At 65.8% G+C, this 26,625-nt stretch carries 22 protein-coding genes and 1 pseudogene; 14 read left to right on the forward strand and 9 right to left on the reverse strand.

Going from position 1 to position 26,625, the window contains the following annotated elements:
* Positions 1 to 5: 5 nt before the first annotated feature.
* The 4 genes from LRS53_RS18015 to LRS53_RS18030 are packed head-to-tail and all read right to left on the reverse strand — an operon-like array spanning position 6 to position 6,718.
* Complete coding sequence (locus LRS53_RS18015) at positions 6 to 1,202, reverse strand: Wadjet anti-phage system protein JetD domain-containing protein (protein WP_231356843.1); 1,197 nt, start codon at positions 1,200 to 1,202, stop codon at positions 6 to 8.
* Complete coding sequence (locus LRS53_RS18020) at positions 1,153 to 4,458, reverse strand: ATP-binding protein (protein ID WP_231356844.1); 3,306 nt, start codon at positions 4,456 to 4,458, stop codon at positions 1,153 to 1,155. Before LRS53_RS18020 ends, LRS53_RS18015 begins: the two co-directional genes overlap by 50 nt.
* Positions 4,455 to 5,216: a DUF4194 domain-containing protein gene (locus LRS53_RS18025; protein WP_231356845.1), complete on the reverse strand. Its 762-nt coding sequence runs from the start codon at positions 5,214 to 5,216 to the stop codon at positions 4,455 to 4,457. The genes LRS53_RS18020 and LRS53_RS18025 overlap by 4 nt, the downstream gene beginning before the upstream one ends.
* Positions 5,217 to 5,218: 2 nt before the next feature.
* Positions 5,219 to 6,718 (reverse strand): DUF3375 domain-containing protein, encoded by a 1,500-nt coding sequence (locus LRS53_RS18030; protein ID WP_231356846.1) that lies wholly within the window; start codon positions 6,716 to 6,718, stop codon positions 5,219 to 5,221.
* Positions 6,719 to 6,937: 219 nt separating this feature from the next.
* Between LRS53_RS18030 and uvsE the strand changes: the two genes are divergently transcribed.
* The 6 genes and pseudogenes from uvsE to LRS53_RS23725 form a co-directional block, all read left to right on the forward strand.
* Positions 6,938 to 8,014: a UV DNA damage repair endonuclease UvsE gene (gene uvsE, locus LRS53_RS18035; protein ID WP_231356847.1), complete on the forward strand. Its 1,077-nt coding sequence runs from the start codon at positions 6,938 to 6,940 to the stop codon at positions 8,012 to 8,014.
* Between the two features lie 226 nt (positions 8,015 to 8,240).
* Positions 8,241 to 9,158: an aldo/keto reductase gene (locus LRS53_RS18040; RefSeq protein WP_231356848.1), complete on the forward strand. Its 918-nt coding sequence runs from the start codon at positions 8,241 to 8,243 to the stop codon at positions 9,156 to 9,158.
* A complete protein-coding gene (locus LRS53_RS18045) occupies positions 9,159 to 10,451 on the forward strand; it encodes an NTP/NDP exchange transporter (RefSeq protein ID WP_231356849.1) in 1,293 nt (430 codons plus the stop codon).
* Positions 10,452 to 10,549: 98 nt separating this feature from the next.
* Positions 10,550 to 11,668, forward strand: coding sequence for a metallophosphoesterase (locus LRS53_RS18050; protein ID WP_231356850.1), 1,119 nt, complete (start codon positions 10,550 to 10,552; stop codon positions 11,666 to 11,668).
* Between the two features lie 218 nt (positions 11,669 to 11,886).
* Complete coding sequence (locus LRS53_RS18055) at positions 11,887 to 12,840, forward strand: GlxA family transcriptional regulator (RefSeq protein WP_173150332.1); 954 nt, start codon at positions 11,887 to 11,889, stop codon at positions 12,838 to 12,840.
* Positions 12,841 to 13,021: 181 nt separating this feature from the next.
* Positions 13,022 to 13,714 (forward strand): annotated as a pseudogene (locus LRS53_RS23725) (winged helix-turn-helix domain-containing protein); the annotation flags it as partial.
* A gap of 621 nt (positions 13,715 to 14,335) precedes the next feature.
* Here the strand turns inward: LRS53_RS23725 and LRS53_RS18065 are convergent.
* From LRS53_RS18065 to LRS53_RS18080, 4 genes are all read right to left on the reverse strand, one after another.
* A complete protein-coding gene (locus tag LRS53_RS18065; RefSeq protein ID WP_026083850.1) occupies positions 14,336 to 14,776 on the reverse strand; it encodes a helix-turn-helix domain-containing protein in 441 nt (146 codons plus the stop codon).
* Between the two features lie 115 nt (positions 14,777 to 14,891).
* Positions 14,892 to 15,482 carry a DedA family protein gene (locus tag LRS53_RS18070; protein ID WP_017641115.1) on the reverse strand — a complete coding sequence of 197 codons (591 nt, stop codon included), beginning with the start codon at positions 15,480 to 15,482 and terminating at the stop codon, positions 14,892 to 14,894.
* Positions 15,483 to 15,556: 74 nt separating this feature from the next.
* Positions 15,557 to 16,279, reverse strand: a complete 723-nt coding sequence (locus tag LRS53_RS18075) for a pirin family protein (RefSeq protein WP_017641114.1) — start codon at positions 16,277 to 16,279, stop codon at positions 15,557 to 15,559.
* A 162-nt stretch (positions 16,280 to 16,441) separates the two neighbouring features.
* Positions 16,442 to 17,665, reverse strand: a complete 1,224-nt coding sequence (locus LRS53_RS18080; protein WP_231356852.1) for an MFS transporter — start codon at positions 17,663 to 17,665, stop codon at positions 16,442 to 16,444.
* Between the two features lie 97 nt (positions 17,666 to 17,762).
* Here LRS53_RS18080 and LRS53_RS18085 point away from each other — a divergent pair, with 97 nt between their 5' ends.
* Positions 17,763 to 18,683 carry a LysR family transcriptional regulator gene (locus tag LRS53_RS18085; RefSeq protein WP_231356853.1) on the forward strand — a complete coding sequence of 307 codons (921 nt, stop codon included), beginning with the start codon at positions 17,763 to 17,765 and terminating at the stop codon, positions 18,681 to 18,683.
* 38 nt (positions 18,684 to 18,721) lie between these two features.
* On the opposite strand, the gene LRS53_RS18090 is transcribed toward LRS53_RS18085, so the two are convergent.
* Positions 18,722 to 19,132: a DoxX family protein gene (locus LRS53_RS18090; protein WP_231356854.1), complete on the reverse strand. Its 411-nt coding sequence runs from the start codon at positions 19,130 to 19,132 to the stop codon at positions 18,722 to 18,724.
* A gap of 299 nt (positions 19,133 to 19,431) precedes the next feature.
* On the opposite strand from LRS53_RS18090, the gene LRS53_RS18095 reads away from it, so the two are divergent.
* The 7 genes from LRS53_RS18095 to LRS53_RS18125 all read left to right on the forward strand — a co-directional run bounded on the left by LRS53_RS18095 (position 19,432) and on the right by LRS53_RS18125 (position 26,561).
* Positions 19,432 to 19,857: a DoxX family protein gene (locus LRS53_RS18095; RefSeq protein ID WP_231356855.1), complete on the forward strand. Its 426-nt coding sequence runs from the start codon at positions 19,432 to 19,434 to the stop codon at positions 19,855 to 19,857.
* Positions 19,854 to 20,483 carry an antibiotic biosynthesis monooxygenase gene (locus LRS53_RS18100; protein WP_231356856.1) on the forward strand — a complete coding sequence of 210 codons (630 nt, stop codon included), beginning with the start codon at positions 19,854 to 19,856 and terminating at the stop codon, positions 20,481 to 20,483. The genes LRS53_RS18095 and LRS53_RS18100 overlap by 4 nt, the downstream gene beginning before the upstream one ends.
* A complete protein-coding gene (locus tag LRS53_RS18105) occupies positions 20,480 to 21,298 on the forward strand; it encodes an alpha/beta fold hydrolase (RefSeq protein WP_231356857.1) in 819 nt (272 codons plus the stop codon). Before LRS53_RS18100 ends, LRS53_RS18105 begins: the two co-directional genes overlap by 4 nt.
* A 165-nt stretch (positions 21,299 to 21,463) precedes the next feature.
* The gene (locus LRS53_RS18110; RefSeq protein ID WP_231357084.1) at positions 21,464 to 23,305 is read left to right on the forward strand and encodes an amidohydrolase; all 1,842 of its coding nucleotides are present in this window, start codon (positions 21,464 to 21,466) and stop codon (positions 23,303 to 23,305) included.
* Between the two features lie 11 nt (positions 23,306 to 23,316).
* Positions 23,317 to 24,912: an MFS transporter gene (locus LRS53_RS18115; RefSeq protein WP_231356858.1), complete on the forward strand. Its 1,596-nt coding sequence runs from the start codon at positions 23,317 to 23,319 to the stop codon at positions 24,910 to 24,912.
* A 48-nt stretch (positions 24,913 to 24,960) separates the two neighbouring features.
* Positions 24,961 to 25,584, forward strand: a complete 624-nt coding sequence (ycaC, locus tag LRS53_RS18120; RefSeq protein ID WP_017641105.1) for an isochorismate family cysteine hydrolase YcaC — start codon at positions 24,961 to 24,963, stop codon at positions 25,582 to 25,584.
* A 68-nt stretch (positions 25,585 to 25,652) separates the two neighbouring features.
* The gene (locus LRS53_RS18125; RefSeq protein WP_160924133.1) at positions 25,653 to 26,561 is read left to right on the forward strand and encodes a LysR family transcriptional regulator; all 909 of its coding nucleotides are present in this window, start codon (positions 25,653 to 25,655) and stop codon (positions 26,559 to 26,561) included.
* Positions 26,562 to 26,625: the final 64 nt, after the last annotated feature.

Consider the following 26,625-nt stretch of genomic DNA (forward strand, 5'->3'; position numbering starts at 1 on the left):
AAGCCTTAAGGTAGAGCTCCCGTTTCGTGGGCCCATCTGCAGATGGCTTGCTCGACTTGCTCCTTGGGCAGGTATTCCTGCTCCAGGCGACCTCGTTCTTGTGCCAGCAGATACTGATAAAATGCCACCTCGTCAGCCAGCAAACCAGGTGGAGCCGACGCCAGTGCTTTGGTCGGCTCGATGACTGCGCTTTTCGATGAATGCTGTTCAAACAATGCCCGCTCCATCAGCAGGGCTGCGACCGCGGGTCGATGGAGTCTCGCTCGCGCCAGCATCAGCAAGCCCCAGGTATCCATGTCACCCCAGTAGGCGATCTGTTTCCTGGCCAGGTGGGCAGACGCCAGCCACTGCAAGTCGAGCCCTGAGCCCAGTACCGTCAGGGTGTCCGGCAAGATTTTGGGCAGCAGGTGAATGCATTGCTCATTTTCCACCACCAGCAACCGCGAGCCGGGAAGCGGGGTGTCGGCCAGTTCTCCCGTGGTGAGCCTGAGCCGTTTGAAGGGCAGTAGTTCAGGTTGAAGGGGAATGACGAGAACCCAGTGACCGCTTTCTTCAAAAGCATCCAGAAAAGTCGTCAGGCCTTGCTCGGATGCCGCGCCTTCGAAGCGCTCGTCGAGCAGTTTGGTCAGCAACGTAGCGTTGCGCTCGAAAAACTTGGTGTCTACTCCATGTTCGGCAAGCAGGCGCAGTGGACGGCCTCGAGCACAGCCCGGCGACAACCGGGTGGCGAGTCGCGCCGTGGCGACGACTTCCTCAGGCGTCTTCGTCAACCATAAGCTCCGTTGCGCCACTAGCAGCGCGTGAAAGGCACTATCTACCTGCTCGACCAGATACTCGAGTTGAGCGTATTCCTGGCTGACCGCTGGATCGTGGATAGCGGCAATCCATTCGGAAGGACTGCGCAAGTGCCAGCGCATCGGCAAGGAAATGGGGGCCAGCCCCGCTCGGTAGCTGACAGGTTCCCAGTCGACCTTACCCACGTTCACGCTCCGCCAGTTCTCCACATGCCGGAGCACTGCCTGGATGTTGTCAGTGAAGAGGCGTGCCGCAGGCTTGCCGATGTTGAGACGTTGCGGCCAGCTAGTGGGATCGAGCAAGCGCTCCAAGCGCACGCTGGAGCGCTGCCATTGCCTGGCCAGGCTACAACCGATGTCAGTCGGTGACTTCATGCATGGCCTTGAGACGCTGTTGATGATGCTCATCCAAGGCTTCCCAGCTCAGGGAAACCAGACTGGATGCCAGGCCGCGTCGATGAACGACGACAGCCGAGCGCGTGTGGTGGCGCAACAGGCGCATTTCCTTATTGGGCGTGATGAAGACCGCGTGCAGGCCGAACTCCCTCAGGGCGGCGATGATCCGACTAGCAACCGCATGGGAGCTGCGCGAGAATGCTTCGTCGAGCACGATGGTGCCGAACAACGGCCGGCTGCTGCCGTCGGGACAGAGTGCATAGCTCAGGGAAGCGGTCAGCACATAGGAGGCGATGATCTCCTTCTCGCCACCACTACCGCCCTGAGAGCCTGTTCGAGTCTCGATGACATGCCTGTTTTCGCGATCAATCACCGATACCGCGAACTCCAGGCGGAAGCGCGGATCCAGCAGTGCCTTGGACCCCTGATTTCTGCTGTGCTCGCAGGCGTCTTTGAGCAGCCCAACGAGCGCGTGCAATGCCTTGTAATGGCTCTCGCCTTCATCATCGATGAAGCGTGCCGAGTTCAGTTGGCGCTGAGCCTGCTGCAGGGTGCGCAAGCGTTCATGGATGACCTTTTTCGCCACCAGGCGCAGATAGCGTCCGGGCTGAAAGTCGACACGCTGCATCGTACTGTTCAGATCATCCAGTCGCTCCTCGATCACCGAGACCTCATGGTCTATATAGCTGAGTAGCTGAGTAACGCCGTCATCCGAAGAACGATTGAGGTATTCCAGGAAGCGCTTGAGTTTCTCGGGCAGGGCTTCCTCGGTCAGCACCCGTAGACGTTCCAGATACCTCGGCACGTCCACCAGCTCTCGCCCGACCTCTGTAAGCGCCCCCTTGTCTTCCTTGAGGGCGTCGGACATACGTTTGGCAAGCTCCGATTTCTGGTCGCCCAGTTGTCCGCCGAGCGTGTTGAGTTGCCCCTGAAGCTCACGCGTATGTTGGCGCTCCAGTTCGACAATATCGCTGAGGTCATCTGCCGTTAGGGTCGGGAAATTCGCTTGCGCCAGTTCACGCTGCGTATCGCTTAGCCCCTTTTCGGCACCGTGATAGGCCTTACGGGTAGCAGATGCGGCCTGGTCAAACTGCGTTTTCAACTGAACGCACTGCTCGATCAGTCGTTGCAGCTGTTGATCCAGAGATTTCCGCAGGGCCTCGGCTTCATCCAGTTCGGCCTTGATCAGGGCCAGGTCAGAATCGGGGCGTGTCAGGGTGTCCAACTGGGCACGCAGCGACGCCAGTTGGCTCTCAGCGCCCGGCAGATCAATATCCTCGAACTGCAGTTCTTCGACGCGGTGCAGTAGCGTAGCTTGACTTTCCAACTGACTGGCGTCGCCTTGGGCAGCATCCAGGGCCAGCTTGGCAGACGCGAGCCGTGCATTGACCTCGCGAAGCTGCTCAGCCAAGAAGGCCAGGCGGTCGCGGTTATCGAAGCCGGTCAGCCAGTCTTCATCCAGGCGCTTCTGATCCTGCTTGTCGAAGAAGCGTTCTTTACCTGACATCAGCCCCTGGGCCGTCATGGCGTGCGGGGTATGACGCAATTGCTCCGTGCTTTCGACGCAGTGGCGGTCATTGTCCGCCAGTAGTGCCTTCACGGCTTCTCGGTAGGGATGTTCCTTGAAGGTCAGTTTGCGGGTGAACCCATCGTCGAAGAAGATAGGGCGCGAAGATGGCTCCTTGACCTCCAACAAGCGCACATGCAGGCGGTTGTGCCGTTGGTTCACCCAATGCAGTGCCGCCTGGGATGAGGTTTGCGGCACCAGGATGCGGAGCCGATGGCTGCCGATTGCCCGCTCGATGGTACCCCGCCAGGCGAGCTCCTCAGGCTTGACCTGCACCAGCTCGGCAACGAAAGGCAGAGCCGACTCATCGACGCCAAGCGCCTGAGCCAGATCGCCTCGAAAAGCATGAAAATTTCCAGGCAGGTTCGAGCTTGGCCGTCTCTCGACCTCAGCACGCTCCTGCTGCAAAGTTTGCAGGTGGCCATTGAGTTCTTTGTGGGCGATACCTGCATCGAACGCTTTCTGGCGAGCGTCTGAGATTTGCTGGGCCAGTATTTCCAGGCGTGCCGCGATCTGCTGCTGATTTTCCTCGAGCGCAGCGGCCGATAACTCATCCGTCAGTCCCAGCCCCTTCGCCAAGCGTTGGTACTGCTCGGCTTTCAGACTCCGCTTATCGCATTCCCTGACCCAATCAGCGATGCGTTCGCGTAACAGCTCTATCCCTGCGCCACCTACGCGCAGGTAACTCTGACGATGTTGATCGACCACGCCCTTCTGGGTTTCGAGCTGACGCCTGCATTGCTCCTGATCCTGTTCGGCCTGTTTGTGCGCCTGCTCGAGCCTCTTGATTTCAGCCAACCATAGGCGATGCCCCTGCTCAGCGAACCAGACTGGAAGGATGCTTTCGAGAGCCTGTTTATCCTGAAATTGTGCTTGCAATAGCCGATAACGCTCCCAGCCATCGGCAACCGGTTGCAGTGAACGCTGCTGCTTTCGCGCGGTTTCCAGCTCTCGACGGATGTCTGTCAGGTCATCGAAGCTGCTGGCGACCTCGGCAGCCCGCTCGAAGGCGGAGCGATCATCCAGCACCAACTCGCGAAAGATCTCGTCGATGCTATTGAGCTGCTTCAGGCCGGCCGCGCGATTGAGCAAGGTGAAGGCATTTTCACCGACTTCGAAGTAGTCCCTCAGCCTGGCCAGGTAGGCCTTCTTACTGGGATAGGGCCAGATACCCGTCCCCTCTTTTTCCAGCTGACGCAGCGCCCGCATACCGCCTGCGTGATACTGGTTGAGCCAAAGCTCCAACGTCTGTTCGGGCGCCTCGCTCAGCAGCCAAAGTTTTTTCAGATCCGTTGCCGAGGAGCTCGTGCCCTCGAACCAGAGCACGGCGCCCAGGCGTACCTGTGCACCGTCACGCTCGAGCGTGGCGGCAATGGCGGTTATCGTCTTGCCCTGACGAGCGATATGGGCTTGCTCTATACCTCCGTCCCCTGGGCCGGTCACTCCCCGTACATAGGACACCAGATCCCGGTCACTTTCATGGCCACCCGTGGAGGCCAGGTTGTAGCGCGGATTGGCGCACAGCAAGGTCATCAACGCGTCCACCAGCGTCGTTTTACCGCTCCCCGTCGGGCCGATCACGGCGGTGCCGGAGGGATCGATCTCGGCACGGTGATAGCCCTGAAAACCACCCCAGTTATAGAGTTCGATGTGGCTGAGAATGAACGTCTCGCTGTCGCGCCAGAGAAGCTCCTGCTTCATGCCATATCCTCCTGGCCGTCAGCAGCCGGCGTCGCTGAACCCTTCACCTGCTCTCGCAGCCAGGCCACGAGTGCCTGCAGATTCTCCGGGTTGGCCAGGTGGGTGATGATGGGGCGGATGATGACGCGATCATGGGCGTCCGGAGCCGACACCAGACCATGCCCCTTGAGCTGATCCAACAGTGTGATGATGCGATTGCGCTCCTTCGCCTCACTGCCTAGCTCGCCCAGGTAAACCTGCAATTGCGGAATCAGCTCATCGACCGCTACCAGCGCCTGGCTCGCGCCTGTACCGCTTTCCTGTTCATACACGATGAAATGCTGGCGCAGAATGGCTATCAGCAGGGACTGCTCCAGATTCAGTCTTTGCCGCCGCACGAGGGGGTGCGACCAGTCATCCTGCTCGGATACCTCGCCCTGGCGAACGGTGACGAACACCAGTCCCCGAACCTCGTCGACCCCCATGGCCAGGTCGAGGGGTTCCAGGGTTCTGTCGACCGGTTCGAGATTGGAAAGTGCAGATCGATACAGGTTGGGCTTGTGACTTTCTTCCAGCAGCCCGTACTTGAGCATTTCCTGTACAGCCTCCCGTACCCGTTGCGGTGTCCGGCGCTCCTCGGCCGGGAGCGCGGTGCTCATGAGCGACCGTTCATCATCCATGCCGTCATCCATGCCGTCATCCAGCGCCATGGGCTCCACTGTCAGTTCCGTTTCGTCGGCGCCAAAGGTGCCTGCAATTCGATCGAAGATACCGGCCATGCTCACAACTCCCAATCGATGTCCTTGAGTGCCTCGTGGTCGAGTCCGACATAAGGCAGATCGAAGCGCCAGCGTTGCTCATCCTCGTCAACCAGCTCCACGAGCTGACGCTCCTCTGTCAGCACCTCGATACCTGCCTCGCGCGCCATCGCCAACCAGAGCGCAAAGGTCTCCAGGTCGTGCGCAGGTGGCAGCAAAGACGCAAGTTCCCCGAGACTCACAGGGCGACCCTGTTCCACCAGCACGGCCAGGGTGTCCTGAATCAAAGCTTCACGATCCAGCCCGTCGAAGGCATCCCAGAAGTCATCGTCAATCTGCTCCAACCTCGCAGACTTCAGACTCAGATCCAGCTCGCCCGTATCATCGTCATCCAGCGCCTTGAAACGGAGACGCTCGATTGCCGGGACACCAGTAATGGCTACGCCAATCGGTGGTAAACGGACAGGCCTGCGGCGCTCTGACTGACGTTGCCAGTCGAGGCTGAGTGCTTGATTGAAGAAATCGTTGAGTAACTGTCCGACGCGATGATGCTCGGCGGCCAACCCCGTCTTCATAAAGCCGCGAACATCGCGCTCGCTTCGGGCTCGTGCCTGGAGCACAGCCTGCGACTCCCGAACCAGGCGTAACGCCAGCCAACGCAGCTCACGCTGTTGGGGACGATTCAGCGCCTTTGGAGTCGCAGGATGGCGCAGAATGGTGCGCAAGCGCTCACGCATGGTTTCCAGCTCAGCGGACTGCCTCAGTTGCTGCTGGAAGCTTTCGAAGACACGCCCCTCCGGGGTGTTGAGTAGCGCATCTTGCCCATCCAACAACCGATCGACGATCTCTCCACGGTGAGATTGCTCGCTGATGATGGAGTGTCGAAGCGCTCGATCCGCCTCGCGCCAAGAGTCTTCAACCCGTCGAAAGTCTGCGCGCAGGCTGGTGGCCAGGTTATAGACCTCGCGCATGCCCTCTATCGCTTGAGCTTCATCCAGCACGACGACATGGCCAGCTTCTACCTGTGCCAGTTCCTGCTCCAAATCCTGGATTCGGCGGCGCAGGCTGGCAATACGGCCAATTGGGCTGGGATTCAGAGCCGTTTCAAGGTTTTCGATCTCACGCTGGACCACCGAAAGGCGCGAGGCTGTGGAGGTCATGATCCGACTGTCCAGCGAATCGACGAACTGGATGGCGGACTCCAACGCGTCGGTTGCATAGATCCGGCCCTCTCGCTCTACGACCAGGCGCCGCTTGATCCATTTGCGCAATTCCTTACCCGCCTGGAGAGACGTCGCATCCACATCAATCTCGTAAAGCTCCTGGTGGGCATAGGCCGCCAGCATGTCGGACAGGGCTTGCAACGCGTCTTCAACGAGAATTCCGTCGTGCGCTCGTTCGAAAAGTGTCCGCAGGCAACCCAATACGAGCGGAGCACGCCGCGAGGCAAGCAAAAGCCAAGCCGGATGTTGGCTGCGTGCAGATACATAGCGTTCTGAATGCTGTTGTGCGCTTTCTTCCATGACGGCCACTTAGTTCGAGAGAAGCAAGTACCAAGGCGTAGTTACTACGCGCCTTATGAAACTAACTTATTCTGGGAGCAGAAACGACCTGCTAGTGATGACAGAGTTAATCCGTTTAGAAACAGCCGTTTCATGGATATGTAGCTCCACCCATCACTCCACCCGCACCCAAGCGGCGCCGCGCGGACTAATCCCTATAGTCCCTGTCCCGAGCGCCCTATGTATCGAATCGGCTTTGCCTGCATGTACCGTCATCCCGAGCGCAGTCTGTCGCTCAAGGCACTGGAGCAGGTCGAGCGGGCCTTCAATACCCGTACCACCACCCTGCGCTGGCTAGGCAGCGTCGAGCGCGCGGCCGCCGAGGCCAAGTTGCTGGACGTGGTCACTCACAACCTGGATGCCCAGCTGAGATTCGTCGAGCACGTCGCCGACCTGCCGGACAATCTGCGCATGCTGCGCCTGAGCAGCGATCTGCTGCCCTTCTACAGCCACGCCGAATTCGCCTACTTCTATCGTTCCCAGGAGTTGCAGGCGCTGCTGGCCGATCGCTTCGGTCGGCTGGGCGAGCTGGCCCGCCGCCGCGATGTGCGGCTGTCGCTGCATCCCGGGCAATTCTGCGTGTTGGGCTCGGATCGCCCCGAGGTGGTGGAGAACAGCCTGAAGGAATTCGAGTACCACGCCGACATGATCCGCCTGATGGGCTACGGCCAAAAATTCCAGGACTTCAAGTGCAATGTGCACATCGCCGGCCGCCTGGGCGTGCCCGGCATTCGCGCGATCTGGCCGCGACTCTCCACCGAGGCGCGCAACTGCATCACCTTCGAGAACGATGAAAAGACCTACGGCGTCGACGACTGTCTGCAACTGGCCGATCTCGCCCCTGTGGTGCTGGACATCCACCACTGCTGGATCCATGAAGAGGCCTACATCGATCCCTGGGAGCCACGGGTGGCGAGAATCATCGACAGCTGGCGCGGGGTGCGTCCGGCCATGCACTACTCCCAGCCGCCGGAGGCCTTGATGGAAATGGGCGTGTCGCCCACCAAGCGGATCGACATCAAGTTCCTGCTGCAGCAGATCAGCAAGCGGGTGCTCTATGCCCACAGCGACATGATGTGGAACGACTGGTGCAACCGCTACGCCTGCCAGTTCCTTGACCGCTTCGACATCATGTTCGAAGCCAAGCACAAGAACGTCACGGTGCGGGATTTCTACGACCGCTACCTGGGCGGCGACGGCAGTCTGCCGCCGGCGAATCATGGAATTCTTGCGGGCCAGGATGCCGCCAACCCGTAGCGTGGACAACGGGAGCTAGTACGTAGGTTGGCGCTGAGACAGCCCCATCGTCGAAGCCCAACGGAGAGGTTCAACCTTGGGCGCTGTTGGGCTTCGCTGCGCTCAGCGCCAACCTACGGGCGGGGCTTCATTCGCAACATGCCGCAATGAGCCCGGTGGGCGACAGGCTGGAAGAGCCGCTTAACTCAAGGGTCATCCTTTCGAAACGATCGTCGCGAGGCCCGCCATGCCGACCCGTCGCCATTTCCTGCAGACCACCACCGCCCTGACGGCCGCCGTGACCGCCGCACCCTGGCTATGGCAGAGCGTCCAGGCCGCCGAGCCGCTGCTGACCCGCAAGATCCCCAACAGTGGCGAAGCCCTGCCCGTCATCGGCCTGGGCACCTCGGGCAATCTCGATGTCGAGCTGAACGACGCCGCCCTGGCGCCGCTGCAGGAGGTGCTCAAGGCGCTGCTCGACGGCGGTGGCAGCCTCATCGACACCGCGCCCAGCTATGGCAACTCCGAACGGGTGGCCGGCGAGCTGGTGAAGCGGGCCCAGGCCCGGGAGCGGGTCTTTCTCGCCACCAAGGTATCGGCTACCGGCCGCGAGCGCGGCGCGGCGCAACTGGCCGCCAGCTTCAAGGCCCTGCAGACCGATCGCCTGGACCTGGTCCAGGTGCACAACCTGCAGGACACCGCCAACCAGCTGGCCCTACTGCGCGAACAGCAGCAGGCCGGCAGGATGCGCTATGTCGGCGTCACCCACTATCGCGAGGCGGCGCTGGACGATCTGCTGGCCACGCTGAAGCAGGAAAAGGTCGACTTCGTGCAGTTCAACTATTCTGTGGGGGAGCGCGAGGCGGAAAAGCGCCTGCTGCCCTATTGCCGCGATCGGGGCATCGCCGTGCTGATCAATCGGCCCTTCCAACGCGGCAATCTGCTCTCCGGCACCCGCGGTAAACCCTTGCCGCCGCTGGCTACCGAACTGGGCGCGACCAGTTGGGCACAGCTGCTGCTCAAGTTCATCCTCGCCGACCCGGCGGTGACCGCGGTGATTCCCGCCACCAGCAATCCGCGCTACATGATCGACAACCTCCAGGCCGGTCGCGGTCGTCTGCCGGATGCGCGCCAGCGTGAGGCCATCGCCGGGCTGTTCGCCTAGATGAAGGACTGGCTCGGTCGCGTCCTCGACGCCCGCGCCGGTGAGTCGCCCGCGGCCCTGGCGGGCTTCGCGCTGTTTCTCTGCCTGTTCGCCGGCTACTTCATGCTGCGGCCGATCCGCGAGGCCATGGGCATCGCCGGTGGCGTGGAGAATCTGCAATGGCTGTTCACCGCCACCTTCCTGGTGATGCTGCTCGCCGTGCCACTGTTCGCCTGGCTCAATTCGCGGGTGGCGCGGATTCGCTTCGTCGACTGGGTCTACGGCTTCTTCGCCCTCAACCTGCTGGCTTTCGCCGCCTGCATCGCCAGCTTAGGTGATAGCGTCTGGCTGGCGCGTACCTTCTATGTCTGGATCTCGGTCTACAACCTCTTCGTGGTCTCGGTGACCTGGAGTCTGATGGCCGATGTCTTCGACGGCGCTCAGGCGCGGCGGCTGTTCGCCTTCATCGCCGCTGGGGCCAGTGTGGGTGGGCTGCTCGGCCCGGTATTGGCCGCCGTCCTGGCCCCGCTGATCGGCGAGGCGGGCCTGGCGCTGCTGGCCGCGGCGTTGCTGCTCTTGGCGCTGACGCTCAAGGCCTATCTGATGGGCTGGCGCGAGACCCGGGGCGCCGGACGCCCGGGGGCGCCACCGACCGAAAGCCCTCGGCGCCCGGTGGCCGGCAATCCCTTCAGCGGTCTGACCCGGGTGCTGGCGTCACCCTATCTGCTGGCGGTGAGCGCCTTCGTCATCCTGCTGGCCACGGTCAGCACCTTTCTCTACTTCGAGCAGGCGCGGCTGGTGGCCGAGCTGTTTCCCGATCGCGCCCGCCAGGTGCAGGTGTTCGGCCTGCTGGATTTTGTGGTCCAGGCCGGCGCCCTGGTCAGCCAGGTGCTGATCACCGGTCGCCTGGCCCAGCGGCTCGGGGTACGGGTGCTGTTGGCCGGGGTGCCGCTGCTGATGTGTATCGGCTTCCTCGGACTGGCGCTGCTGCCCACCTTCGCCATGCTGGCCGGACTGATGATCGTCAGGCGGATCGGTGAATACGCCTTCATCCGCCCGGGGCGCGAGATGCTCTTCGCGCCGCTGGACGCCGAGACCCAGTACAAGGCCAAGAGCTTCATCGACACCGTGGTCTATCGCGCCGGTGACGCCGCCAGTGGCTGGGCCAAGAGTCTGCTGGACCTGCTCGGCCACGGCGCCTGGCTGCCGGCGCTGGTGGGTGCCGGTTGCGCGGCGCTCTGGGCCTGCCTGGGTTTCTATCTGGGCCGCCGCGCAGATCAGGCCGCCCAGGCGAACGAAGCGGAGCGGCGCTGAATGCCGGCTGAATCGTTGTAGCCGGAAACAACCAGGGGCTCCGAGGGGCGACCGACGGGGTGCTAAGGTAGGCCCTTCTCCTTGCCTCTGGGCCCTCCATGTTCCGCTCCCGCGCCATGATGTATCTGGTTCTCTTCGCCCTGCATCTGTTCATCGGCCTCAGCGTCATCGGCGATCTCGGGCTGTCGCCCGCTGCGCAGCTGCCGTTCTGGATCTTGCTGCTGCTGTCCTTCGTCCTGGTACCCCTGGGCTTTCGCTCACGGGACATGAACTCGCGCTTGCTGGCCTGGGCCGCGCTGATCGCCATGGGCGTGTTCTCCAGCCTGGCGGTGTTCAGTCTGCTGCGCGGGCTGGTGGTGGCGCTCGCCAGCCTCGTCGGTCAACCGCTGGACGCCGCCTGGCGTGCCGGCAGTGCCTGGGCGGTGCTGAGTCTGGTGCTGCTGGTGGCCCTGCGCAGCGTCTACAATGCCCGCCGCACGGCCAGGGTCAAAGAGGTGGAACTGGCCCTGCCGACGCTGCCTGCCGGCCTGGACGGGCTGCGTATCGTCCAGCTCAGTGACCTGCACATCGGCCCCACCATCAAGGCCGGCTACCTGCAGCGCATCGTCGACCGGGTCAACGGCCTGGACGCCGATCTGGTGGCCATCACCGGCGACCTGGTGGATGGCAGCGTGGCCGAGTTGCAGCACGAATTCTTGCCGCTGCAAGGGCTCAAGGCGCGCCTGGGCACCTACGCCATCACCGGCAACCACGAATACTATTCCGGCGCCGAGGCCTGGGTGCGCGCCTGGCGCGAGCAGGGCCTGACCCTGCTGCTCGACGAGCATGTGGTACTGCAGCACCAGGGCACGCCCTTCGTGCTGGCCGGCATCACCGACTACTCGGCGCCGCTCTATGTGCCCAGCCACCGCAGCGACGCCGCGGCTGCCTTCGCCGGTGCCCCGGAAGGGCTGTTTCGCCTGCTGCTGGCCCACCAGCCGCGCTCGGCGCCCAAGGCCGAAGCGGCCGGTGCCGATGTGCAGCTCTCCGGCCACACCCACGGCGGCCAGTTCTGGCCCTGGATGCACTTCGTGCGCCTGCAGCAACCCTGGGTGGCCGGCATTCACCGCCTGGGTCGGCTGACCGTCTACATCAGCCGCGGCACCGGCTACTGGGGCCCGCCGCTGCGCTTCGGCGCGCCAAGCGAGATCACCCTGATCAGGTTGCGAAAGGGGTAGCGGCAGGAGAAACGTCAGCAACGGCATTGAGTTCGCCAAGAATCCCGCACCAGAGGCCCTGCGTTCGGCCAAGCCTCAGTGGAAACCATAAAAAGACAGATAGATGGCATTTTGCCAGTGCTTGTCCCTTCGAGACAGTTCTCTATCCTCGTCCCTACCTTGACCCGGACGCCCCGGCATCCAAGGACAAACTGCAACACGGATAAGGATGTATCGCCATGACGAGGACAGTGGCTTTCTTGCTGGTCCCCGAGGTGCTGATGCTGGATTTCGCCGGGCCGGTGGAGGTGTTTTCCATCGCCAATCGCTATCTGCCCACGGCCGACCACTATCGCATCGTGACCATCGCCGCGGGGCGGCGGCGGACCCTGCGTTGTTCCAATGGCATGACGATACGCACGGAGCTCACCACCCAACAGCCGCCGGGGAGCTATGACCTGCTGCTGGTGCCCGGTGGGCCGGGGGCCTACCTGGAGCCCCATCCGGACGTCGCGGCCTGGCTGCGGCAGGTGCCCGCGCAGTGCACCCGCTACGGAGCGGTCTGCACCGGCACCTTCCTGCTCGGCAGCGCCGGTCTGCTCGACGGCCGACGGGTCACCACCCACTGGAATTATCGCGAGCGACTGGCGCGACGCTTTCCCCGCGCCCAGGTGACCGCCGATGACATCTACCTGAGCGATGGCCCGCTGCTGAGCTCGGCTGGGGTCACCGCCGGTATCGACCTGGCGTTGGCCCTGGTGGCCGAGGACCATGGCAAGCTCATCGCCCGGGAGGTGGCCAAGGTGCTGGTGGTGGTGACCCAGCGGCAGGGCAAGCAGGCGCAGTTCAGCCCGTTGCTCGACGAGCCGGAAGCCACCACCGCGATCAACCGGGTGCAGCACCATGTGCTGGCCAATATCGACCAGGCCTATTCGATCAGCCGGCTCGCCGAGCTGGCGACCATGGGCACCCGCAACTTCGCCCGGGTGTTCAAGCGCGACACCGGCATGACGCCCCTGGAGTTCGTGCTCAGGGCGCGCATCGATCATGCACGTGAATTGCTGGAGACCAGTGAACTGCCGCTGAAAACCGTGGCCTTTCGCAGCGGCTTCGCCAGCGACCGCTGCATGCGCGCCGCCTTCCAGAGCCATCTGGGGCTGACTCCGGCGCAATACCGTTACCAATTCAGCTGAAATCGGCCTCTGATGGCGGTATCACGCCCATCGATGGCAGCTTCTGGCCGTATATCGTCATACGGCTTGCCTGGGTAGCAGCCAGAATGGTCGTACCTATCGGCAAGGAGAGGCGCACACCGTCGAGGGACTGCGGAGCCTGGTGCCCGCAGAACCCGAGGCAAGGTGGCGCGACACGGTCATGCAAGAGCTCAAGTCCCTGGAAGACGCCAGTGCCTTCCGCTTCTGCGGCCTGGTCCTGGATGCACGTCGGCGCCTGCTGCTGGATGGCGAGCGTGTGCTGCCCCTCGGCGGACGGGCCCTGGACATCCTGCGGGTGCTGCTGCAACACCCCGGCGAACTGGTCGGCAAGCAGACCCTGATGGCCCGGGTCTGGCCTGGCGCGGTCGTCGAGGACATCAATCTGCGGGTGCACATCTCTGCCCTGCGCCGGGTACTGCGCCCCTACAGCGGTCGGGATCCCATCCTCAGCGCCCGGCATCGCGGCTACGGCTTCGCCCTGGCGGTGGAGCGCCTGAGCGAGGAAGACCTCGCGCCGCTGGCCGAGACGCCACTGCCCCTGACGCCCCTGGAGGGGCGCGAGACCAGCCTGGTCGAACTACGCCGCTTGCTCGCGCAACGCCGTCTGGTGTCGGTGGTGGGTACCGGCGGTGTCGGCAAGTCGCTGCTGGTCCAGCATCTGCTGCCCGCGCTGGCGGAAGACGTTGCCGACGGGATACAGAGTCTCGATCTCGCGGCACTGGGCCACATGATGGCGCTGGTGGATCGGCTCGCCAGCGACCTGGGGCTCGCCAGTGGCAGTGGTTTGCCGGCGCTGCAGGAAGCCCTGGCCACGCGGCGCCTACTGCTGGTGCTGGACAATGCCGAGCGGCTGATCGAGCCCGCGGCCTGGCTGGTGGAAAACCTGCTGCAAGGCTGTCCGCAGCTCAGGGTGCTGGTCACCAGTCGCGAGGCCCTGCGGGTGGAAGGGGAGGCCGTGTTGCGCCTGGCGCCGCTGCCGGTCGTGAATCCACCCACACGGCGGCTGCGCGAGGCCATGCGCCAGCCGGCCTTTCGGCTGTTCGTCCGGCGTGCCCGGGCGCGCCTGCCGGGGCTGCAGTTGCGGCCAGCCGACGTGCAGCTGGTGGGCGAGATCTGCCGCCGCAGCGAAGGCGTCCCCCTGGCGCTGGAGATCCTGGCCGAGCAGGTGGCGGCACTGGGGCTGGCGGGGGTCTTGGCGCAACTCGATGGCGGCTATTACCTGAGCGTGGCCGGGCGGCGCACGGCGGCGCAACGCCAGCGCAGCCTCCGCGCCATGCTCGACTGGAGTCTGCACAGCCTGAGCGAGTCGGAATTCGCCGTGCTGGCGACCCTGGCCGAGGCCGGGGAGCATTTCAGTCGGCAGGAGGCCCTGCGACTGGCGGCGCAGCGCGGGCTGGAGGAGGCGCTGTTCATCCCCCTCCTGGGACAATTGGTGGACAAGTCGCTGATCCTGGTGGAAGGCAGCGGGGCGGCCTTAAGCTACCGCCTGCTGGCCATGTTGCGCCTGCACCTGCGCCAGTTCCGCCAGCAACCGCCGCTCCAAGGCCTGCTGCTGCCAGGCCAGCGGCGGAATCCCCACGGCGCGGGTGAATACCCGGCTCAGATGCGCCTGGTCGAAGAAGCCGCATTCCAGGGCGATCGCCGCCAGGGGTAGCCGGCGCTCGGCGAGCAATTGCCGGGCACGGTCGATGCGCTGCTGGCGCAGCCATTCCAGTGGGGCGAGTCCGGCGCTGAGCTTGAACTGGCGGGTGAAGTGACTGCGCGACAGGCCGCAGACGGAGGCGACCTGGCTGACGCTGATGCCGCGCTCCAGATGCTGCAGCAGGACTTCCTTGGCCAGACGTTCCTGCCAGGCGGCCAAGCCGACCAGTCGGGTATTGGATAGAGCCAGGGTGCTATCGACGGTCATGGACATGGCGCTCTCCCTGTCAAACCAGCCGTGTGGCGCGCTAGCCTGGCTGAGAATGATTCCTTGCAGTTGTCTGACGTGCGAGTTGTCTATCGTTAATTAGCGTTAAGCCGGCAACGGCCTAGGCGCAGTATTGTCGCGCCGGGCTTGGCCGACCGTGGCGGCGAGCCAGCAGGTGCCAGCCCAGCAGGGCGAGGCCGAGCAGTCCGGCGAGCAGCAGGGGCGCCGGGCCATAGGCCTGGAGTGCGTCGAGCAGGGCCAGGATGTGCGCCTCGAACAACCGCCCCAGGGCCAGGCCGGAGCCGATCCACAGAGTGGCGCCGCCCAGGTCATAGGCCAGGAAGCGCCGCAGGGGCATGGCGCTGGCGCCCGCGCTCAGGGTGGCCAGGGCCGCGGCGCCGGGGATGAACTTGGCCACCAGCAGCAGGCTGGGCAGGCGGGTGGCGGCCGGGACATGCTGGCCAGGCAGATGGCGCAGCAGCCAGGCGCCATGGCGCCGACCGGCCCAGTACCAGAGCAGATCGGCCACGCCGGTGACCGCCACGCTGGCCAGCAGCGCCAGGAGCAACTCGGCTTCATCGGCCGCGGCGCCCATCACCAGCAAAGACGGATAGGCCGGTACCGGCAGGCCCAGCTGTTCGCCAAAGACGTTCAGCGTCAGCCAGAGGGTGGCGTTACCGGCCACCAGGGAAGTCAGGGCTTGGGTGCTCATGGCGCGTTCTCGGCAAGGGGAGGCCGTGGGAGCGGCCTCCGGGCTTGGCGCCTGCTACGCGGGCGCAGGCAGGCTCAGGGCATTTGCGGCAGTTCGTTGGGCCGCAGATCGAACACCAGCACCTCGGCATCGGTCCCGTGGGCCAGCTGCAGCTCGCGCTCGCCGCGCAGCCTTGCGCCGTCACCAGCCTGCAGCAGGACGCCGTTCAGCTCCAGGCTGCCGCGGGCGACGTGCACATAGGCATGGCGCTCGGGGGCCAGTTGCAGCGCGGCGCTTTCGCTGCCGTCGAACAGACCGGCGTAGACCCGGGCGTCCTGGCGTACTTCCAGCGAGCCCTCGGCGCCGTCCGGCGAGATGATCAGGGCCAGACGACCACGCTTGGCCTCGGCGCTGAAGTGCTGCTGCTGGTAGCGCGGTTCGGCGCGGCGCACGTTGGGCACGATCCAGATCTGCAGGAAATGCACACTCTCGCGCTCGGAGTGGTTGAACTCGCTGTGGCTGACGCCACTGCCGGCGCTCATCAGCTGGACGTCGCCCGGGCGGATCACCGAACCGGTGCCCAGGCTGTCCTGGTGCTCCAGTGCGCCTTCGAGCACATAGGAGAAGATCTCCATGTCGCGGTGCGGGTGCTCGCCGAAGCCCTGGCCCCCGGTCACGGTGTCGTCGTTGATCACCAGCAGGTCGGAGAAGCCCTGTTCCGCCGGATTGCGGTAGCTGGCGAAGGAGAAGGTGTGGAAGGACTTCAGCCAGCCGTGGTTGGCGGCGCCGCGATCGGAAGCTTTACGAATGGCCAGCATGATGAGGCTCCTTGTCTGAGTGGGGCGCGGTCTGTTCCGACGCCATGGAAGTCATCCTACTGTGGCGCCCCGGTTTGATTAACGAGCTGGAAGGAGAATGGTCGTCCTGTTCTGGTTGACGATGCCTTCAGCCAAAGGGCGCCGTGCTGTTTACCGTGATCGTTACTCCAGGCGCGGACGGGCAGGCCAGAGCCGTACCGCCAGGGCCAGCAGGGCGGTCGCCAGCGCCAGGCCGGCGACGCCATTCCAGCCCAGGTGGGCCAGCAGCAGACTGCCCAGCGCCGCGCCGCTGGCCATGCCGATGAACATGCCGGTGAAGAGCACCGCGTTGAGCCGGCTGCGCGCCTCGGGTTCCAGGCCGTAGACCTGGGCCTGGTGGGCGATCAGAGTGGCCTGGACGCCGAGATCGAAGACCACCGTTGCCAGCGCCAGCAGCACCAGACCGGCCACGCCCGGCAGCCAAGGCAGCAGGAGCAGGCTGGCAAAGGCCGTGGCCGCCAGGCCGATGCCCAGGCGCGTCACCCATTCCGAGCCATGGCGATCCGCCAGGCGCCCGGCCCAGGGCGCGGCCAGGGCACCGGCGGCACCGGCCAGGCCGAAGGCGCCGGCGGCGGCGCTGCCCAACTGGAAGGGCCCGGCATGCAGATAGAGGGCGAGGGTCGACCAGAAGGCACTGAAGCCCACGGACAGCAGCCCTTGCGCCAGGGTCGCCCGGCGCAGGGCGGCATGCTGGCGCCAGAGGGCACCCAGGGAGCCGAGCAGGGCCGGATAGCTGAGCCGAGTGGTGGCGGCGAAGGCCGGCAGACCACGCCAGACCGCCACGGCGATGGCGGCGATGCTGAGGGCGGCGAACAGATAGACCGCGCGCCAGCCCAGCCACTCGCCCACCAGGCCGCTCACCACCCGCGACAGCAGGATGCCCAGCAGCAGCCCCGTCATCACCGTGCCGACGATGCGCCCGCGCTCGGCCGGCGGCGCCAGGGTCGCGGCGGCGGGCACCAGGTCCTGGGCCACGGTGGCGGCCAGGCCGGTGACCAGACTGGCCACCAGCAGCCCGTGCAACCCCGGCGCCAGACTGGCGCCGAGCAGCGCCAGCAGCAGCACGGCCAGCTTGGCCAGGATGATGCGGCGGCGATCGAAGCGATCACCCAGGGGCGCGAGCAGCAGCAGCCCCAGGGCATAGCCGAGTTGGGTGAGGGTGGGGATCAGCCCCACGTCGGCAGCGGGCGCGGGCAGGGCACTGGCCAGGGTGCCCAGCAGGGGCTGGCTGTAATAGAGGTTGGCGACGCTGAGGCCGGCGCCGGTGGCCAGCAGGCCAAGCAGGGCAGGGGATAGACTGCCGCTGTGAGGCGAGATCTGGCTATGCGAGAGTGGAATGTCGGTCATGGCGATTCTCCGGGTGGGAAGACGATGAGCGCATTCTTCGCCAGAGTGGTCGCTGCCTGTAGCCGAACGCGGGGTACAGGGGGTATACGTAGGCCGTATGAACACCACCTTTACCCATGACCGTCTCGACCTGCTGGAAACCTTCGTGCGTATCGTCGAGGCCGGCAGCCTGTCGGCGGCCGCGCGCCAGCTTGGCACCACCCAGCCCACCGTCAGCCGACGTCTGCAAGCGTTGGAGGGGGCGCTGCAGGTGCGCCTGGTACAGCGCTCGACCCACGCCCTGCGCCTGACCGAGGACGGCCAGCGCTGCTATCGCCAGGCCCAGCAACTGCTCGGCGACTGGCAGGCCTTCGCCGCAGCCTTGCACGGTGCCCATGCCGAGCCCGAGGGACGGCTGCGGGTGGTGATGCCCCATGCCTTCGGCCAGGAGCAGTTGCTCGATCCGCTGGAGACCTATCTGCGGCGCTATCCCGGCATGCAGGTGGATTGGGTGCTCAGCGACCGGGCGCCCAATTTCGTCGCCGATGGCGTCGACTGCGCCATCCGGGTGGGGGTGGTGGAGGATCCGGATACCGTGGCGGTGCGCCTGGGTGATGTGCAGCGCATCCTGGTGGCGGCGCCGGAGCTGGCGAGCACGCTGCAAGCACCCGAGGAGCTGGCGGCACTGCCCTGGATCGCCATGACCCAGTTCTACCAGACCGAACTGCGCCTGCAGCTCCGCGCCTCCGGCGAAAGCCGGCTCATCCCGCTACGTCCGCGGCTGGCCACGGAAAGCCTCTTCGTCGCCCGTCATGCCGCGGTACGTGGTCTGGGGTGTGCGGCACTGTCTCACTGGATGGTGCGCGAGGACGTCGCCGCCGGTCGCCTGGTACACCTGCTACCCGAATGGCAGGCGGCGCCCCTGCCGATCTATCTCATCTATCCCTACGCGCGGGTCTATCCGGCGCGGCTGCGGCTGTTCCTCGACTTGGTGCGCGAAGCCTGTGCGCAGATGCTGGACGTGACAGCGCCCGCCTGACCGCAACGATCAGGCGGGCGCTTCGCAGCCAGCGGCGATCAGGCCAGATGGGCCAGACGTTTTGGTCGCCGGCCATCCAAGCTCAGAGCCCCCGCACCAAAGGCCGCTACCTGCAGCAGACCACCGGCGATGGCGATGTTCTTGAGGAAATGGATCAGCTGGTTCTGATCGGCGAACTGGCTGTGGAACACCGCGGCGGTCACCAGGGTGAAGCCAGCCATGGCGATCGCTACGGGGCGAGTGCGATAGCCGATCAGCAGGAGGCTGGCGAGGCCCAGCTCCACCGCCAGGGCGCCAAGGTAGGCCAGCTCGACGAAGGGCAGACCCATGGTGGCGATGTAGCCCTTGGTCGCCGCCGGGGCAAGCAGCTTGCCCACGCCGCTGAACAGGAAAAGGCTGGCGAGCAGCAGGCGGCCGGTAGTGGCGGTAAAGGCTTGGGTGGTGTTCATGATGACTGTCCTTTCCAGATCCGGCATCCGTCATGGATGCGATGGAGCTAGATTACTGTCCACTCAGCAGTCGATTAAGTAGCTTACTTGCGTTTAATAGTCTCCCTGGAGTTGACTGGTTAAGGTGTGCCGTCACCTTCTGTGACCTGAATCCATTCAGCAATACGCCACAGCACAGACGTACAAAAACCAGCACAGACGTCCAAGGCCATTCACCGTCGCTCGGGCGAAAGTCCACCCCATCGACGGCTCGGCATAGGTATCTCCCGCTGCCGACGCTGGCATCAGGAGGATGGGCCATGGGTAATGTACGGCTGGATCTGGGACTCTTGTTCCTGCGCCTTGGGGGCGCCGGAATGCTGCTGACGGTGCACGGCCTGCCCAAGGCGCTGCACTTTCGCGAGCAGCTTGGCTTGATCGAGGACCCGCTGCACCTGGGGGCCTGGCCGACGCTGGGCTTCGCCGTCTTCGCCGAGGTTCTCTGCCCGCTGCTAATCGCCCTGGGTTGGCTGACCCGCTTGGCCTGCCTGCCGATCCTCGGGTTGCTGCTGATCGCCCTGCTGGTGGTGCACCCCGAGTGGTCTCTGGAGCAGGGTCAGTTCGGCTGGCTGCTGCTGGTGCTGTTCGGCACCCTGGCGCTCACCGGGCCCGGTCGCTATTCGCTGGAAGCCCGGCTGGTCAGGCGTCACGCCGCCCAGGGTGGTTTCGCGAGGGCCCTGTCATGAGCGCCGCACGCGGGCAGGACCTGCATCAGGCGCACAGTCGCATCGTCACCCTGGTGATCCGCCACCAGCCTCTGGCCGGTCAGCAGGACGCCTATCAGCGCTGGCTGCAGCGCGCGGTCACCGCTGCCCGTGAAGCCTGTGGCCATCTCGGTGTGGATGTCATCCCGCCGGCCGAGGCAGGCACCGCCTTCACCACCCTGGTGCGTTTCGCCGACGTCGAGCGGCTGCAGGCCTGGCTGGCCTCGCCGGAACGCCAGGCGCTGATCGCCGAGGTGGCACCGCTGCTGCGCGAGGCCGATGCGCCCGAGGTGCATGCCGACGCCGAGTTCTGGTTCAACCCGCCGCGCCCCGGCGTGCGCCAGCCACCGGCCTGGAAGCAGGCGGTGCTGACCTACCTGGTCATCGCGCCCCTGACCATGCTGATCCCACCGCTGTGGCAGCCGCTGTTCGCGCGCTATCCGCTGCTGGCCGGCCCGGTGCCGAGCAACCTGCTGATTACCCTGTGCATCGTGCCGCTGGTGGTGTTCCTGATCATGCCGAGGGTGAGCCGCCTGTGCGCGCCCTGGCTCAACGCCCGCTCGGGCGCCTTTTCCACTCCTTCCACCCTTAGAGGCGAACAACCATGAGCACCTTCACCACCCGCGATGGCGTCGAGATCTATTTCAAGGACTGGGGCAGCGGTAAGCCCGTGCTGTTCAGCCACGGCTGGCCGCTGGACGCCGACATGTGGGATTACCAGATGCATCATCTGGCCAGCCACGGCTATCGCGCCATCGCCTTCGACCGCCGCGGCTTCGGGCGCTCCGGCCAGCCGTGGAATGGCTATGACTACGACACCTTCGCCGACGACATCAAGGAGCTGATCGAGCACCTGGATCTGCGCGACGTCACCCTGGTGGGCTTCTCCATGGGCGGTGGCGACGTCAGCCGCTACCTGGCGCGCCACGGCTCGGCGCGGGTCGCCAAGCTGGCGCTGCTCGGCGCCGTCACCCCGCTGTTCGGGCAGAAGCCGGACTTCCCCCAGGGCGTCGACCAGGGCGTCTTCGACGGCATCCGCGGCGGTCTGCTGAAGGACCGCGCCCAGTTCCTCGCCGACTTCGCGCCAGTGTTCTATGGCACCAACCAGGGCCAGCAGGTCTCCGCGGGCGTCTTCACCCAGACCCTCAACATCGCCCTGCTGGCTTCGCTCAAGGGCACGGTCGACTGCGTCACCGCCTTCTCGGAAACCGACTTCCGTCCGGACATGGCCAAGATCGACGTGCCGACCCTGGTGATCCACGGCGACGCCGACCAGGTGGTGCCCTTCGCGACCACCGGCAAGCTGGCGGCCGAGCTGATCCGTGGCGCCGAGCTCAAGGTGTACGCCGGCGCCCCCCACGGCTTCGCGGTGACCCACGCCGCGCAGCTGAACCAGGACCTGCTGGCCTTCGTCGCCCGCTGACCACCCGCCCGGTCAGCAGCAGACGCTGCCCGGGTCGCGAGCACGGTTATGAGCCAAGAACCCCTGGACCCTCAACGCCGCCGCGCCCTCCTGTTGGGCGCCGCCGGCGCGCTCTGGTCCGTCCTGCCCCTGGCCGGACGCGCCGACACTGCCTCTGGAGGCACCATGCAACACGCCGATCTGATCCTGCACAACGGCAAGCTCCACACCGTCGATCCCGAGCGCCCCGCGACGACCGCGGTCGCCATCAAGGACGGCGTCTTTCTTGCCGTGGGTAGCGATAGCGACGTCATGGCCCATCGCGGCCCGGGCACCCAGGTGGTCGACCTGCGCGGTCGCCGCGCCATCCCGGGCCTCAACGACTCCCACCTGCACCTGATCCGCGGTGGCCTGAACTACAACCTGGAACTGCGCTGGGAGGGCGTGCCCTCGCTGGCCGATGCCCTGCGCATGCTCAAGGACCAGGCCGAGCGTACCCCGGCGCCCCAGTGGGTGCGGGTAGTGGGCGGCTGGAACGAATTCCAGTTCGCCGAGCGCCGGCTGCCGACCCTGGAGGAGCTCAACCAGGCCGCGCCGGACACCCCGGTGTTCATCCTGCACCTTTATGACCGGGCCCTGCTCAACCGCGCCGCCCTGCGTGTCGTGGGCTACACCAAGGACACGCCCAATCCGCCAGGCGGCGAGATCCAGCGCGACGCCCGGGGCGAGCCCACCGGCATGCTCATCGCCCGGCCCAACGCCATGATCCTCTACGCCACCCTGGCCAAGGGGCCCAAGCTGCCGCTGGAATACCAGGTCAACTCCACGCGCCAGTTCATGCGTGAACTCAATCGCCTGGGCCTGACCAGCGCCATCGACGCCGGCGGCGGTTTCCAGAACTACCCGGACGACTACCAGGTCATCCAGGAGCTGGCCGATGCCGACCAGCTCACCGTACGCATCGCCTACAACCTCTTCACCCAGCGGCCCAAGGAAGAGCTGGCCGACTTCAAGAACTGGACCAGCAGCGTCACCCTGCACCAGGGCACCGACTTCCTCCGCCACAACGGCGCCGGCGAGATGCTGGCCTTCTCGGCGGCCGACTTCGAGGACTTCCTCGAACCGCGCCCGGACCTGCCGTCCAGCATGGAGGCCGATCTGGAGCCGGTGGTGCGCCACCTGGTGGAGCAGCGCTGGCCGTTCCGCCTGCACGCCACCTACGATGAATCCATCTCGCGCATGCTCGACGTCTTCGAGCGGGTCAATCGCGACGTGCCCTTCAACGGGCTGCCCTGGTTCTTCGACCACGCCGAGACCATCAGTCCGCGCAACATCGAGCGGGTCAAGGCCCTCGGCGGCGGCATCGCCATCCAGGACCGCATGGCCTTCCAGGGCGAATACTTCGTCGACCGCTATGGTGCCAAGGCCGCCGAGCAGACCCCGCCGATCCAGCGGATGCTCGCCGAAGGCGTACCGGTAGGGGCGGGGACCGATGCCACCCGCGTCTCCAGCTACAACCCCTGGACCTCACTGTACTGGATGGTCAGCGGCCGTACCGTCGGCGGCCTGGCGCTCTATCAGGAGGGCCTGCCGCGGGCCACCGCCCTGCAGCTGTTCACCCAGGGCAGCGCCTGGTTCTCCTCGGAACAGGGCAAGAAGGGCCAGTTGCGGGTGGGCCAGTTGGCCGACGTGGCAGTGCTCTCGGCGGACTTCTTCACCGTCGAGGAGGAGGCCATCAAGCACCTGGAGTCGGTGCTGACCGTGGTCGGCGGCCGCATCGTCCATGGCGCCGAGGAATTCGATCGCCTCGGCCCGGCGCCCTTGCCGGTCACACCGGACTGGTCGCCGGTGGTCAAGGTACCCGGCCACTGGAAGCCCGGTGCGCCCCTGCAGGCCGCCGTGCACCAGTGCGCCGGCGCCTGTTCCGTGCATGGCCACGGCCATGAGCGGGCGCGCCAGAGCCAGGTGCCGGTCAGCGACTTCAGTGGCTTCTGGGGCGCCTTCGGCTGCTCCTGCTTCAGCTTCTGAGGACCGCCACCATGACCGCCGCCGCCTTGAACCCCAACGCCGCCTCGCCCTGGCAGCCCCTGCGTCAGCGCACCTTCCGCTGGCTGTGGCTGGCCAGCATCGCGTCCAACATCGGTACCTGGATGCACGAGGTGGGCGCCGGCTGGCTGATGACCTCGCTGTCGGCCAGTCCCCTGGCGGTGGCCCTGGTCCAGGTGGCGGGGGCGTTGCCGATGTTCCTGCTGGCGCTGCCAGCCGGCGCCCTGGCCGACATCGTCGACCGCCGCCGCTACCTGCTCGGCGTACAGCTATGGATGGCCACGGTGGCCCTGGCTCTGGCCGGGCTGACCCTGGCCGGCTGGATGACCGTACCGCTGCTCCTGGGGCTGACCCTGGCCATGGGCGTGGGCACGGCGCTGATGCTGCCGGCCTGGTCGGCGCTGACGCCCGAACTGGTGGACAAGAGCGAGCTGCCGGCGGCCATCGCCCTGTCCAGCCTGGGTATGAACGTAGCCCGTGCCCTGGGGCCGGCCCTGGCCGGGGTGCTGGTCAGCCTGGCCGGTCCCTGGCTGACCTTCGCCCTTAACGCCGTTTCCTTTCTTGCCGTCATCGTCGCACTCCTGACCTGGCGGCGCCAACCTGCAGCCGCCGTGCTGCCCGCGGAGCGCCTCTTGGGCGCCGTCCGGGTCGGTTTCCGCTATGCCCGCAGCTCGCTCCAGCTGCAGGTGGTGCTGGCCCGGACCGCCGCGTTTTTCCTCGGCGCCAGCGCCGGTATGGCCCTGCTGCCGCTGCTGGTGCGCCACGCCCTGCAGGGCACCGCCCTGGATTTCGGCATCCTGCTCGGGTGCGTCGGCCTGGGTGCCATCGCCGGCGCCATGCTCCTGCCGCGGCTGCGCGAACGGCTGTCCAGCGACCTGCTGGTGGCGGGTGCCAGTGCGCTCTATGCCCTGGTCCTGCTCGGCCTCGCCTGGATTCGTGACTTCGCCTGGCTGCTGCCGGTGATGCTGGCCAGCGGCCTGGCCTGGATCGCCGTGCTCTCCAGTCTGCAGGTGGCGGCCCAGACTGCCGTACCCGGCTGGGTGCGCGCCCGTGCTCTGGCCGTCTACATCCTGGTGTTCTTTGGCACCAGCGCCCTGGGCGGTTTCCTCTGGGGCGCCCTGGCCAGCCACTTCTCCCTGAGCGTGGCCCTGAGCGCGGCGGCCGGGGTGCTGCTGGCCGGCATCGGGCTGACCTGGCGCCTGCGCCTGCCGGTCACCCCGGCGGCCGATATCGCCCCCGCACTGCACTGGCCGACACCGATCCTCGACGACTCCCTGGATCGCGAGCGCGGCCCGGTGATGGTCACCCTGGAATACGACATCGCCCCCGAACACGGTCCGGCCTTTCGTCAGGCCATGCAGGCGGTCGGCGCCATGCGCCGACGCAACGGCGCCTTCTCCTGGGCCCTGCTGCAGGACAGCGCCGAGCCGCGCCGCTGGCAGGAATTCTTCTGCGACGAATCCTGGCTGGAACACCTGCGCCACCACCACCGCGTCACCCAGGGCGAACAGCGCCTGGAAGCGGCGGCGCGCCAGTACCAGACCCCCGGCGTACCCATCACCATTCGCCATCTCCTGGGCGGCGCCTGATGCCGCCCTTCACCCGCAACCCCCAAACCACTCCCTGAGGACTCCACCATGAGCAAGCCCTACAACCGTCTCGACAAGAACGATGCCGTCGTCCTGCTGATCGACCACCAGGCCGGTCTGATCTCGCTGGTCCAGGATTTCACCCCCAGCGACTTCAAGAACAACGTCCTGGCCCTGGCCAACAGCGCCAAGTTCTTCGGCCTGCCCACCATCCTCACCACCAGCTTCGAGCAGGGCCCCAACGGCCCGCTGGTGCCCGAGCTGGTCGAGCTGTTCCCCGAGGCGCCGTACATCGCCCGGCCCGGCCAGATCAACGCCTGGGACAACGAAGACTTCGTCGCCGCCATCAAGGCCACCGGCCGCAAGCAGCTGATCATCGCCGGCGTGGTGACCGATGTCTGCGTGACCTTCCCGGCCCTGGCGGCCATCGCCGAAGGCTTCGACGTCTTCGTGGTGACCGATGCCTCCGGCACCTTCGACAAGACCGTGCAACAGGCCGCCTGGGCGCGCATGAGCGCCGCCGGCGTGCAGCTGATGAACTGGTTCAGCGTCGCCTGCGAACTGCACCGCGACTGGCGCAACGACATCGAGGGCCTGGGTGCCCTGCTGTCCAACCACATCCCCAACTACCGCAACCTGATGACCAGCTACGCCAAGCTGTCCGCCAAGTAAGGGGAACGATGGTCCGGCGCCTCCCTCGGCGCCGGACCATCCCTGCCAGACCTTCGCGGAGGGACGCCGTGAACCGCAACGACCTGCGCCGCATCGACCTGCACCTCTTGGTGGTGTTCGAAAGCCTGATGCACGAGCGCAATCTCACCCGCACCGCGGAAAAACTCTTTCTCGGCCAGCCGGCCATCAGCGCCGCCCTGGTGCGCCTGCGGCAATTCTTCGACGATCCGCTGCTGGTGCGCAGTGGCCGCACCATGGAACCCACGCCGCGCGCCCTGGCCATCCTCGCACGCCTGCAACCGGCCCTGGACGGTCTGTCCAATGCCCTCAGCGAGGTCGACGACTTCGATCCCGGCGCCAGCCGTGCGGTCTTTCGCCTGGGCATGTCCGACGATGTCGAATGCGGTCTGCTGCCGCCGCTGCTGGCCCATCTGCGCGAGGTGGCGCCGCACTGCGTGCTGGTCGTGCGCAACGCCAACTTCCTGCTCTTGCCCGGCCTGCTGGCCAGTGGCGAGGTCTCCCTGGGTATCAGCTACACCACCCAGCTGCCGGCCAACGCCAAGTGCCGCACCCTGAGGCACATCCGCGCCCTGGTGGTTCGCGCCGACGCCGATCCCGCTCCCCTGACCCTAGACGACTATTGCGCGCGGCCCCATGTACTGGTGTCCATGTCCGGCGATCTCTGCGGCAACATCGACGACGACCTGGCGCGCCTCGGGCGCAGCCGCAAGGTGGCCCTGGGCGTGCCCCACTTCAATGGCCTCGGCGCCTTGCTGGCGGGCAGCGACCTGCTCGCCACGGTGCCCGATTACGCCGCCCAAGCCCTGGCCGCCAGTGGCGTCCTGCGCATCGAGGAGCCGCCGTTTCCCATCGTCCCGGCCAAGCTGTCGCTGGTCTGGCGCGCCGCCCAGGACCAGGATCCCGGCGAGCGCTGGTTGCGCGGCGAGATCGTCAGATTCATGGGCGAGACGTCCTAGCGATCCGGGCTATCAGCCCCGTCGATAAGCGCTATCCGCCGGTACGATTTATTGGCGAGGGGGT

The organism is Pseudomonas sp. PLB05, assembly GCF_021106615.1.
Taxonomy (GTDB): Bacteria; Pseudomonadota; Gammaproteobacteria; order Pseudomonadales; family Pseudomonadaceae; genus Chryseomonas; species Chryseomonas benzopyrenica.

Bases quoted from the DNA above. Each gene is read 5' to 3' on its own strand.
- LRS53_RS18015 (WP_231356843.1), bottom strand. From the start codon at position 1,202: ATGAGCATCATCAACAGCGTCTCAAGGCCATGCATGAAGTCACCGACT.
- LRS53_RS18020 (WP_231356844.1), bottom strand. From the start codon at position 4,458: ATGAAGCAGGAGCTTCTCTGGCGCGACAGCGAGACGTTCATTCTCAGC.
- LRS53_RS18025 (WP_231356845.1), bottom strand. From the start codon at position 5,216: ATGGCCGGTATCTTCGATCGAATTGCAGGCACCTTTGGCGCCGACGAA.
- LRS53_RS18030 (WP_231356846.1), bottom strand. From the start codon at position 6,718: ATGGAAGAAAGCGCACAACAGCATTCAGAACGCTATGTATCTGCACGC.
- uvsE (WP_231356847.1), top strand. From the start codon at position 6,938: ATGTATCGAATCGGCTTTGCCTGCATGTACCGTCATCCCGAGCGCAGT.
- LRS53_RS18040 (WP_231356848.1), top strand. From the start codon at position 8,241: ATGCCGACCCGTCGCCATTTCCTGCAGACCACCACCGCCCTGACGGCC.
- LRS53_RS18045 (WP_231356849.1), top strand. From the start codon at position 9,159: ATGAAGGACTGGCTCGGTCGCGTCCTCGACGCCCGCGCCGGTGAGTCG.
- LRS53_RS18050 (WP_231356850.1), top strand. From the start codon at position 10,550: ATGTTCCGCTCCCGCGCCATGATGTATCTGGTTCTCTTCGCCCTGCAT.
- LRS53_RS18055 (WP_173150332.1), top strand. From the start codon at position 11,887: ATGACGAGGACAGTGGCTTTCTTGCTGGTCCCCGAGGTGCTGATGCTG.
- LRS53_RS18065 (WP_026083850.1), bottom strand. From the start codon at position 14,776: ATGTCCATGACCGTCGATAGCACCCTGGCTCTATCCAATACCCGACTG.
- LRS53_RS18070 (WP_017641115.1), bottom strand. From the start codon at position 15,482: ATGAGCACCCAAGCCCTGACTTCCCTGGTGGCCGGTAACGCCACCCTC.
- LRS53_RS18075 (WP_017641114.1), bottom strand. From the start codon at position 16,279: ATGCTGGCCATTCGTAAAGCTTCCGATCGCGGCGCCGCCAACCACGGC.
- LRS53_RS18080 (WP_231356852.1), bottom strand. From the start codon at position 17,665: ATGACCGACATTCCACTCTCGCATAGCCAGATCTCGCCTCACAGCGGC.
- LRS53_RS18085 (WP_231356853.1), top strand. From the start codon at position 17,763: ATGAACACCACCTTTACCCATGACCGTCTCGACCTGCTGGAAACCTTC.
- LRS53_RS18090 (WP_231356854.1), bottom strand. From the start codon at position 19,132: ATGAACACCACCCAAGCCTTTACCGCCACTACCGGCCGCCTGCTGCTC.
- LRS53_RS18095 (WP_231356855.1), top strand. From the start codon at position 19,432: ATGGGTAATGTACGGCTGGATCTGGGACTCTTGTTCCTGCGCCTTGGG.
- LRS53_RS18100 (WP_231356856.1), top strand. From the start codon at position 19,854: ATGAGCGCCGCACGCGGGCAGGACCTGCATCAGGCGCACAGTCGCATC.
- LRS53_RS18105 (WP_231356857.1), top strand. From the start codon at position 20,480: ATGAGCACCTTCACCACCCGCGATGGCGTCGAGATCTATTTCAAGGAC.
- LRS53_RS18110 (WP_231357084.1), top strand. From the start codon at position 21,464: ATGCAACACGCCGATCTGATCCTGCACAACGGCAAGCTCCACACCGTC.
- LRS53_RS18115 (WP_231356858.1), top strand. From the start codon at position 23,317: ATGACCGCCGCCGCCTTGAACCCCAACGCCGCCTCGCCCTGGCAGCCC.
- ycaC (WP_017641105.1), top strand. From the start codon at position 24,961: ATGAGCAAGCCCTACAACCGTCTCGACAAGAACGATGCCGTCGTCCTG.